The organism is Phytobacter sp. V69 (assembly GCF_965644215.1).
GTDB lineage: Bacteria > Pseudomonadota > Gammaproteobacteria > Enterobacterales > Enterobacteriaceae > Phytobacter.
The window spans coordinates 1-10458 of record NZ_CBFFRL010000170.1 but is presented as its reverse complement, the minus strand read 5'-3'; the positions used below and the strand labels follow the sequence as shown (position 1 = coordinate 10458).

Annotated in this window: 8 protein-coding genes; 4 read left to right on the top strand and 4 right to left on the bottom strand. The window is 52.2% G+C overall.

Going from position 1 to position 10458, the window contains the following annotated elements; genetic code table 11:
• Nucleotides 1–882: 882 nt before the first annotated feature.
• The gene (gene alaA, locus ACSZPU_RS19600) at nucleotides 883–2097 is read left to right on the top strand and encodes an alanine transaminase AlaA (RefSeq protein ID WP_499002230.1); all 1215 of its coding nucleotides are present in this window, start codon (nucleotides 883–885) and stop codon (nucleotides 2095–2097) included.
• 81 nt (nucleotides 2098–2178) lie between these two features.
• Nucleotides 2179–2778, top strand: coding sequence for a 5'-deoxynucleotidase (gene yfbR / locus ACSZPU_RS19595; RefSeq protein ID WP_499002228.1), 600 nt, complete (start codon nucleotides 2179–2181; stop codon nucleotides 2776–2778).
• 48 nt (nucleotides 2779–2826) lie between these two features.
• Here yfbR and ACSZPU_RS19590 read toward each other — a convergent pair whose 3' ends face one another.
• From ACSZPU_RS19590 to yfbV, 4 genes are all read right to left on the bottom strand, one after another.
• The gene (locus ACSZPU_RS19590) at nucleotides 2827–4659 is read right to left on the bottom strand and encodes an SLC13 family permease (protein ID WP_499002226.1); all 1833 of its coding nucleotides are present in this window, start codon (nucleotides 4657–4659) and stop codon (nucleotides 2827–2829) included.
• Nucleotides 4660–4734: 75 nt separating this feature from the next.
• Nucleotides 4735–5412, bottom strand: coding sequence for a sugar phosphatase (locus tag ACSZPU_RS19585; protein ID WP_499002223.1), 678 nt, complete (start codon nucleotides 5410–5412; stop codon nucleotides 4735–4737).
• Entirely contained in the window at nucleotides 5405–5899 is a 495-nt protein-coding gene (locus tag ACSZPU_RS19580) for a YfbU family protein (RefSeq protein WP_499002222.1), read from the bottom strand. The genes ACSZPU_RS19585 and ACSZPU_RS19580 overlap by 8 nt, the downstream gene beginning before the upstream one ends.
• Nucleotides 5900–5994: 95 nt before the next feature.
• Nucleotides 5995–6450: a terminus macrodomain insulation protein YfbV gene (yfbV, locus tag ACSZPU_RS19575; protein ID WP_499002220.1), complete on the bottom strand. Its 456-nt coding sequence runs from the start codon at nucleotides 6448–6450 to the stop codon at nucleotides 5995–5997.
• Between the two features lie 337 nt (nucleotides 6451–6787).
• Between yfbV and ackA the strand changes: the two genes are divergently transcribed.
• Both ackA and pta read left to right on the top strand, forming a co-directional pair.
• Nucleotides 6788–7990, top strand: coding sequence for an acetate kinase (ackA, locus tag ACSZPU_RS19570; protein WP_499002218.1), 1203 nt, complete (start codon nucleotides 6788–6790; stop codon nucleotides 7988–7990).
• 76 nt (nucleotides 7991–8066) lie between these two features.
• On the top strand, nucleotides 8067–10208 hold the full coding sequence (gene pta / locus ACSZPU_RS19565) for a phosphate acetyltransferase (RefSeq protein ID WP_499002216.1): 2142 nt from the start codon (nucleotides 8067–8069) through the stop codon (nucleotides 10206–10208).
• Nucleotides 10209–10458 lie beyond the last annotated feature (250 nt).

Sequence of the window (10458 nt, the reverse complement as noted above, 5' to 3'; positions counted from 1 at the left end):
TCGGTAGTTAACCCTTCCTCCTACACTCTCCACAATCATGTCCGAGCGTTGCACTTATTATCTGAATTCGCGGTTCACAGTTTGGAGCAAGACAAACTCAACTTCTTTATTCTGCATACTCCCATACCTATTGAATATATAAACCATGCGAATATTTGTTAATCCTTTTAAGGAAAAAACATTTTTTTGCAACATTCTTAGCAGTACATAGCGTGCGAGCCATATACAGCCAATTCATATGGCTGACCGGGAGTAAAAACGAGTAATAACAGCTAACTAATAATAAGAAATAGTCCACATGGCAAGCATGGCTTTCCTAGCAGTACCATTTCCGGGCATCATTTTAACCTAAAACCATTATATTTATAAGCATTATTGCGATTAATCTGACTGACAAAAATCATCTCGCGAACGATTTAGTTTTATTAATATTAAAAGCGTCCGCGCTTTCCATTCTCAATATTAAATAAACGTGAAAAATGAATCACCTTATGTATTAATAATACTTAACATTGTCTTCACAGATTAGCCGTTTTCCGTCCAGGGTTTAACTTTCAAAATTTATCATTCACTATGAACTGAGAATGATTCTGAGACGAAATCCCCGAACATCATACCAGTGCGCACTGAATAACCTTTCTTTTTCAGCGGAAACGTCGACAAAAAACAACACAAACGGAACCATAAACTACAAAAAATGAATTTAATACTCAAACATAGAGATTTAACCAATAATGGTAGTTTAAAAAACGTTAATTGTGATGTGGTTAAGGCAAAATCTTCTTCTGCTCACCCTTCAAAACCTGCGCTCGTGGGAGTACATTGTTCGGTGCTGACTTCCACGGCAGGGAGTGGCACTCACAGCTAAAAGGTCAAAGGTTCATGTCCTCCATCGAAAAATCCAGCAAATTAGACAACGTCTGTTATGACATTCGCGGGCCGGTTCTCAAAGAGGCGAAGCGCCTGGAAGAAGAAGGCAACAAAGTTCTTAAACTAAACATCGGCAACCCGGCCCCTTTCGGCTTTGAGGCTCCAGATGAAATTCTGGTCGATGTCATTCGAAACCTGCCAACCGCGCAAGGTTATTGTGACTCAAAAGGACTGTACTCTGCGCGTAAAGCCATCATGCAGCACTACCAGGCACGTGGCATGCGCGATGTTACCGTCGAAGATATCTACATCGGTAACGGGGTTTCAGAGCTGATCGTCCAATCGATGCAGGCCCTGCTGAATAGCGGTGATGAAATGCTGGTGCCGGCGCCAGACTATCCGTTATGGACAGCAGCCGTGTCGCTTTCAAGCGGCAAAGCCGTGCACTATCTGTGCGATGAATCTTCTGACTGGTTCCCGGACCTCGATGATATCCGCGCGAAAATCACGCCGCGTACGCGCGGTATCGTCATCATCAACCCGAACAACCCAACCGGCGCAGTCTATTCGAAAGAGCTGTTGATGGAGATTGTGGAGATTGCGCGTCAGCATAATCTCATTATTTTCGCCGACGAAATTTACGACAAAATTCTGTATGACGATGCCGAACACCACTCTATTGCAGCGATGGCACCGGACGTCTTCACCATTACCTTTAACGGCCTTTCCAAGACCTATCGCGTCGCTGGGTTCCGTCAGGGCTGGATGGTACTGAGCGGGCCGCAAAAGCATGCCAAAGGCTATATCGAAGGGCTGGAGATGCTGGCGTCCATGCGTCTTTGCGCTAACGTTCCGGCACAGCATGCGATTCAGACCGCGCTTGGCGGTTATCAAAGTATCAGCGAGTTTATCGTGCCGGGTGGGCGCCTGTACGAGCAGCGCAACCGCGCGTGGGAACTGATCAACGAAATTCCTGGTGTCTCCTGCGTGAAGCCGAAAGGCGCGCTCTATATGTTCCCGAAAATTGATGCCAAACGCTTCAATATTCATGACGACCAGAAGATGGTGCTTGATTTCCTGTTGCAGGAAAAAGTCCTTCTGGTTCAAGGCACTGCCTTTAACTGGCCGTGGCCGGATCATGTGCGCATCGTCACGCTACCGCGCCTGGACGATCTGGAAATGTCGATCACCCGCTTTGGTCGCTTCTTGTCCGGTTACCACCAATAATCGTCTCGGGGGGAGGATTTGCATCTTCCCCCACTCTCTGCGCACAATGGCTCACCGTCGCAGTTACAGACAAGGTTAACTATGAGTCAAAGTCATTTCTTCGCGCACCTTTCCCGTCTCAAATTAATCAACCGCTGGCCGCTGATGCGCAATGTGCGCACGGAAAACGTCTCCGAGCACAGTCTGCAGGTCGCCATGGTGGCACACGCTTTGGCGGCGATTAAAAACCGCAAGTTCGGCGGTCAGGTAAATGCCGAACGTATCGCACTGCTGGCGATGTACCATGATGCGTCGGAAGTGCTGACCGGCGATTTACCCACCCCGGTTAAATACTTCAACTCACAAATCGCCCAGGAATATAAAGCCATTGAAAAAATTGCCCAGCAGAAGCTGGTCGAGATGGTTCCGGAAGAACTGCGCGATATATTCTCCCCGCTGATCGATGAACATTATTACAGCGCTGAGGAAAAATTGATCGTTAAACAAGCAGATGCGCTATGCGCATATCTAAAATGTCTTGAAGAGTTGTCTGCCGGTAATAATGAATTTCTGCTAGCTAAATCACGGCTGGAGAAAACCCTTGAGGCCCGACGAAGCCCGGAAATGGATTACTTCATGCAGATTTTTGTACCAAGTTTCCATTTATCGCTGGACGAAATAAGCCAGGATTCACCGCTCTAATTCGTTTCTGTCATCAGATACGTTACCCCGGCGACACCGGGGTAACCGTTAGAACGGGAACAGAACCGGAATCAACAACACGCACACCACCATTACCAGAACGGTAAACGGCACGCCGATTTTAACGAAATCGCTGAACTGGTAATTGCCCGGCCCAAGCACCAGCGTGTTTACCGGGGATGATACCGGCGTCATAAAGGCCGCCGACGCCGCCATCGCCACCACCATGGCGAAGGGATAGGGTGAAACACCCATCGATTTTGCCGTTGCCAGCGCGATAGGCGCCATCAGCACCGCCGTCGCGGTATTCGAGATAAACAGCCCGATGGACGCGCACAGGACAAACAGGCACACCAGCATCATGTAAGGCCCATAGCTACCGCCAGTATCGAGTAAGGCTTTCACGACCAGGTCTACCCCGCCCGTCTTTTGCAGCGCCAGCGCAAAGGGCATCATCCCGACAATCAGAATAATGCTCGGCCAGTGAATCGCCTTATAGGCACTCTCAGCATCAATACAGCGGAATTTCCCCATTAGCAGGCAGGCCGTAATAGCGGCGACTGGATTGGGAATTTCGTCGGTCAGCATCAGCGCCACCATCAGCACCAGGCAGAACACCGCATGGGGAGCCTGGCTGTGTGCGGGAGAAACGGCGCTCTCTTCCACAGGCATATTGAGCACCAGGAACTCTCTTCCTTTCTGGCCCAACTGGCTAATGAGCTTCCAGTTCCCCACCACCAGCAAAATGTCCCCAAGCTGCACGGGTTCATCGACAACCACACCGGGCATCGCTTCGCCATCACGCTTGAGGCCAACCACGTTCAGGCCATAGCGGGTACGAAAACCGATTTCACGCACGGTTTTGCCTAACAGCTCGGTTTCGGGTATCGGTGAAACCTCCGCCATCCCAACGTCCAGCGCCTGGTCAGAAAAGTATTCCCCGCGCAGGATCATCGGTTCCAGCAGTTGCTCGGCACAGAACTCGCGCAGATCAACATCTGCCGCGGACATATCAATCAGCAAGACGTCACGGGCACGAAATTCCGATACCCCGTTGACGTTAACAATCACGCGCCGAAAGCGCCGCCAGCGTTCAACGCCGATAATATTCGCACCATAGCGTTCACGCAGTTTCAGGTCATCAAGCCGCTGGCCAATCAGCGGTGAGCCGGGGCGAATCGCCAGACGCCTGGCCCGTCCGGTCAGGCGGTATTCCTTAATCAAATCGCGGAAGGTACGCCGTTTCCAGCCGTCGCGCTGGCTGTCGTCTTTATCGCTTTTAAGCATGAAGCGCATCAGCAACATATAAATGATGCCCATCAGCAAAATCACCAGCCCCAGCGGCGTCACGCTAAAAAAACTGAATCCGCTCAACCCCTCACGCAACAATTCGCTGTTGACCACCAGGTTTGGCGGCGTCGCCACCAGCGTCATCATGCCGCTGATAAGCCCGGCAAAGCTGAGCGGCATCATTAAACGGGAGGGCGAGATTTGCATACGCATTGAAACGCTGAGTACCACCGGAATGAAGATCGCCACCACGCCCGTTGAACTCATAAAGGCACCGAGACCTGCCACGGTGAACATCAGCAGGACCAGCATTTTGATTTCGCTGCTGCCGGCCATTTTAACCAGCCATGAGCCCATACTGGTTGCCACCCCGGTGCGCACCAGCCCATCGCCAATAATAAAAAGCGCGGCAATCAAAATCACGTTGGGGTCGCTAAATCCTGACAATGCTTCGGTCATCGTCAGCGTCCCACTCAGAATGAACGCCACAATGACCAGCAACGCCACCGCATCCATGCGCACTTTACCCGTCGCAAAGAGGACGACAGCTATCATTAACAGGCATAACACCCAGATAAGCTCACCGTTCACAACATTTCCTTGTTTAAAATGGGGTGATTCATCTTGCCATAAAAAAGCCCCGACAGTGCGGGGCTAAATCATGACTCAGGCTTTCCGGCTGACGACGACATGGCCATCAGGCCGCTTTGCCACGGTCACTTCATCCAGACGGGTCAGCACAAAATCGGCTTCATCCAGACGCGGTGAGTCGGCTGGCACATTTACCGCGATGACATGGCAATGGGCCGCAAGACCAGAAAGCACGCCCGCGCCCGCGTCTTCCACCACCACACACTCCTGCGGCGGCAGACCGAGCAGCTTTGCGCCCAGCAGATACGGGTCCGGCTCGGGCTTGCCGCGCTGGACCTGTTCCGCCGTGACAAACACTTCCGGCATCGGCAGTCCCGCCGCGCGATGACGCGCATGCGCCACGGGGATAGAGCCGGAGGTCACAATGCCCCACGGAATATGGGATTCATTAAGGTGATTCAACAACTCGAGCGCACCGGGCAAAGCCACGACACCGTCGGTATCCATCGCTTCAATCTCCTCCAGCCGGGTAAACTCCGCCGCGATATCCTCTTCGGAGTGACCGGCCATAAAGTGACGTAACGAGGTAATGGCCTGTTTGCCATGGATGAAATTCAGTACTTCATCATGATCGATGCCGAAGCGGTCGGCCCAACTGCACCATGACCGTTCCACGACAGGCAGCGAGTTCACCAGTGTCCCATCCAGGTCAAACAGAAATCCTTTGCACTGCACGCGAGCCTCCTCAGGCATTGATAATTTGATTAATTTCGTTTGCGCTCAGGTGGTACTGGCGCGGGCAGGAGTGCCATACATTCAGCATCCGCTGGTATTTTTCCCACATTGGCGTTTGCGCATTGAAGCCGTGTGTACCGGCGTCAAAATAGGTATAGCGCCCTTCAATGTTGACCATAAAGCGCACATAGCCCAGATAACGCGCTTCGGTCGCAGCATCAAAGCCCAAGAAGGTGACGCGACGTTCATCAATAGACTGCGCGTCTTTCAGATTGGCCCAGGAGACGTGCAACGCGTGGTACATCTCCATAATATCGATAACGATACGGCAGGTTTCTTCTTTGAGTTCGCCGAATTCACGATCCAGCTCACGCATTTGCAGACCGTAGCCGCGCTCAATAATGGTCTGCAGGCGACGATAACGCTCCGCATTGGCAGGATCCATCATGGTCATCATTTTATACTGATTCGACAAAATCAGTCGTTGGGCATTGGTCATTTCCATCTTACGACTCCTGTGCGCTTTGCAGATTTAAAAAAAAAGACACGTAACTCATAGTCGTTACTGTGCCTTTTTTTATTGACCGTTTCGATGATCAATCACAAGTCATCAAGGAAAGTTTTATCGAGTTGTTTGAAAGCACGCTTAAGCGTGTCAGCTAATGCCTGGTAATCCGGCTTACCTTCGACCGGAGCCAGCGCCTGACCGGCCTCCTGCAATTTGCCGCGCACTTCATAAAACCAATTAAGAATGGTTGGGGGCAGCGGCGTGACGGAGCGCTTACCCAGCCACCACAGTCCCTGCATCGGCAAGCTCAGGGCGAAGAGCGCCGTGGCGACGGCCGGGCCGAGTTGTCCGCCAAGGGCGATTTGCCAACAGAGCGTGAACACCGCGACGGGTGGCATAAAGCGAATTGCATAACGGGTTGCGCGTATAGTCCGATTCTCTATAAAGAGCGGGGCGAGGCTTTTTTCCATGGGCCAGGTCTTCGCATAGTGCTGACCCCGGCGAAACAATCCAAAAAAACCTACGGGGCGATTTTCTGAAGTGGACATGGCTTTACCTCAACTTCACATATAAAAATTAAAAAAATTGTGCAAAACAACAACTGCGCATGACAACGTTAAAATTTTTTGTCAATTGCACGCGGTATCAGTTATCCTGTGCCGGCCTTACCAGGCCGTAGACGAAGTGTGGTCGCTCGTCAACTTTGAAGTCCATTATGCCACTGTCTGAAATTTGCGCAAAATGGCTTAAAATCTTAAGTATTCTTTCCATCATGCCAGAAAATTGATCGGGCATGATGTTAATCATAAATGTCAGCGTCATCATCCGTTACTCTGTGACACTCACTGACGTTTTTTTAGCCACGTATCATAAATAGGTACTTCCATGTCGAGTAAGTTAGTACTGGTTCTGAACTGCGGTAGCTCCTCACTGAAATTCGCAATCATCGATGCAGCCAATGGTGATGAGTTCCTTTCTGGTTTAGCCGAATGTTTCCATCTTCCTGAAGCACGCATCAAATGGAAAATTGACGGTGGTAAACAAGAAGCGGCTTTAGGTGCAGGTGCCGCTCACAGTGAAGCGCTGAACTTTATCGTTAACACTATTCTGGCACAAAAACCAGAACTGTCCGCACAACTGACAGCGATCGGTCATCGTATCGTTCACGGTGGCGAAAAATACACCAGCTCCGTCGTTATCGATGAGTCTGTGATTCAGGGTATCAAAGATGCAGCATCCTTTGCACCGCTGCACAACCCGGCTCACCTGATCGGTATCGCAGAAGCGCTGAAATCTTTCCCTAACCTGAAAGACAAAAACGTTGCCGTATTCGACACCGCGTTCCACACCACCATGCCGGAAGAGTCTTACCTCTACGCTCTGCCGTACAAACTGTACAAAGAGCACGGCGTTCGTCGTTACGGCGCACACGGTACCAGCCACTTCTATGTGACTCAGGAAGCCGCTAAAGTCCTGAATAAACCGGTTGAAGAACTGAACATCATCACCTGCCACCTGGGCAACGGTGGTTCTGTATCCGCTATCCGTAACGGTAAATGCGTTGACACCTCCATGGGTCTGACCCCGCTGGAAGGTCTGGTCATGGGTACCCGTTCTGGTGATATCGACCCGGCTATCATTTTCCACCTGCATGACACCCTGGGCATGAGCGTTGAAGCTATCAACAAAATGCTGACCAAAGAGTCTGGCCTGCTGGGCCTGACCGAAGTCACCAGCGACTGCCGTTATGTAGAAGATAACTACAAAGATAAAGAAGACGCTAAACGTGCCATGGACGTTTACTGCCACCGTCTGGCGAAATACATTGGCTCTTACACTGCGCTGATGGATGGTCGTCTGGACGCGGTTGTCTTCACTGGCGGTATCGGTGAGAACGCGGCAATGGTGCGTGAACTGTCCCTGGGTAAACTGGGCGTTCTGGGCTTCGACGTTGATCACGAGCGTAACCTGGCTGCCCGTTTCGGCAAGTCTGGTTTCATCAACAAAGAAGGCACCCGTCCGGCTGTCGTTATCCCGACAAACGAAGAACTGGTCATCGCGCAAGACGCGAGCCGTCTGACCGCTTGATTACACACCGCCAGCTTAGCTGGCGGTGCTGTTTTGTAACCCGTCAGAAATGACGGTAACGAAAAGAGGATTAACCGTGTCCCGTATTATCATGCTGATCCCTACCGGAACCAGCGTCGGCCTGACCAGCGTCAGCCTGGGCGTGATCCGTGCTATGGAACGCAAAGGCGTTCGTCTGAGCGTCTTTAAACCTATCGCCCAGCCACGCGCTGGCGGCGATGCACCAGACCAGACTACCACCATCGTACGCGCCAACTCCGGCCTGCCAGCGGCAGAACCGTTGAAGATGAGCTACGTTGAGTCCCTGCTCTCCAGCAACCAGAAAGACGTGCTGATGGAAGAAATCGTCGCACGCTACCACGAAAACAGCAAAGACGCTGAGGTCGTGCTGGTTGAAGGCCTGGTCCCGACCCGCAAACATCAGTTTGCTCAGTCTCTGAACTTCGAAATCGCCAAAACCCTGAATGCGGAAATCGTGTTCGTAATGTCCCAGGGTACCGATACTCAGGAACAGCTGAAAGAGCGTATCGAACTGACCCGCAGCAGCTTTGGCGGCGCGAAAAACACCAACATCACCGGCGTTATTGTTAACAAGCTGAACGCACCGGTTGATGACCAGGGCCGTACTCGCCCGGACCTGTCTGAAATCTTTGATGACTCGTCTAAAGCAAAAGTGATTAAAGTCGATCCAGTAAGCCTGGCGACCTCCAGCCCGCTGCCGGTTCTGGGCGCGGTACCGTGGAGCTTCGACCTGATTGCGACCCGTGCCATCGACATGGCGCGTCACCTGAACGCAACCATCGTCAACGAAGGCGAAATCAGCACCCGTCGCGTGAAGTCCGTGACCTTCTGTGCGCGTAGCATTCCGCACATGCTGGAACACTTCCGTGCAGGTTCTCTGCTGGTGACTTCCGCAGACCGTCCGGACGTGCTGGTTGCAGCATGCCTGGCCGCGATGAACGGCGTTGAAATCGGCGCAGTCCTGCTGACCGGTGCCTACGAAATGGACCCGCGTGTTGCTAAGCTGTGTGAACGCGCATTTGAAACCGGCCTGCCGGTATTCATGGTTGATACCAACACCTGGCAAACCTCTCTGAGCCTGCAGAGCTTCAACCTGGAAGTGCCGGTTGATGACCATCAGCGTATCGAGAAAGTTCAGGAATACGTTGCCAGCTACATCAACGCAGACTGGATCGAGTCTCTGACAGCCACGTCTGAACGTAGCCGTCGTCTGTCTCCGCCAGCCTTCCGTTACCAGCTGACTGAGCTGGCACGTAAAGCCGGTAAACGCGTTGTGCTGCCAGAAGGCGACGAACCGCGTACCGTTAAAGCGGCCGCTATCTGTGCTGAACGTGGTATCGCCACCTGTGTTCTTCTGGGTAACCCGGAAGAGATCAACCGCGTTGCAGCGGCTCAGGGCGTTGAGCTGGGCACCGGTATCGAAATCGTCGATCCGGAAGTGGTACGTGAAAGCTACGTTGCACGTCTGGTCGAACTGCGTAAGAGCAAGGGTATGACCGAAGCGGTTGCCCGTGAACAACTGGAAGACAACGTTGTTCTGGGTACCCTGATGCTGGAACAGGACGAAGTTGACGGTCTGGTTTCCGGTGCGGTTCACACCACGGCGAACACCATCCGTCCGCCGCTGCAGCTGATCAAAACTGCACCGGGTAGCTCTCTGGTTTCTTCCGTGTTCTTCATGCTGCTGCCGGAACAGGTTTACGTTTACGGTGACTGCGCAATCAACCCGGATCCGACCGCTGAGCAACTGGCAGAAATCGCCATTCAGTCCGCTGATTCTGCTGCTGCCTTTGGCATCGAACCGCGCGTGGCAATGCTCTCCTACTCCACCGGCAACTCCGGTGCAGGTAGCGATGTAGAGAAAGTCCGCGAAGCAACCCGTCTGGCGCAGGAAAAACGTCCGGATCTGGTTATCGACGGTCCACTGCAGTACGACGCCGCCGTTATGGCCGACGTTGCGAAATCCAAAGCGCCGAACTCTCCGGTTGCAGGTCGCGCTACCGTGTTCATCTTCCCGGATCTGAACACCGGTAACACCACCTACAAAGCGGTACAGCGTTCTGCCGACCTGATCTCCATCGGGCCGATGCTGCAGGGTATGCGCAAACCGGTTAACGACCTGTCTCGTGGCGCACTGGTTGACGATATCGTCTACACCATCGCACTGACTGCAATTCAGTCTGCTCAGCAGAACTAATTGTCGTTAGCTTAAAAAGCCCCTTCCATGAGGGGCTTTTTTTATTCTCTCGCGAAATACATCCCATTTTTTCCCGCAATGACGCCGGTAAGCCGCACCGCGTCACCTGAATTTGTCTTTCGTTCATGGCTCACAGTAATAACGGTGAGAATTTATATAATAACCTGACCCTGTAAATCTAAGGAAGGTGCGATTTAATCGGTGGGGTTCAGTGGAGTCCTTAGCTGTATTAGCCTTACCTTAGCTGAGC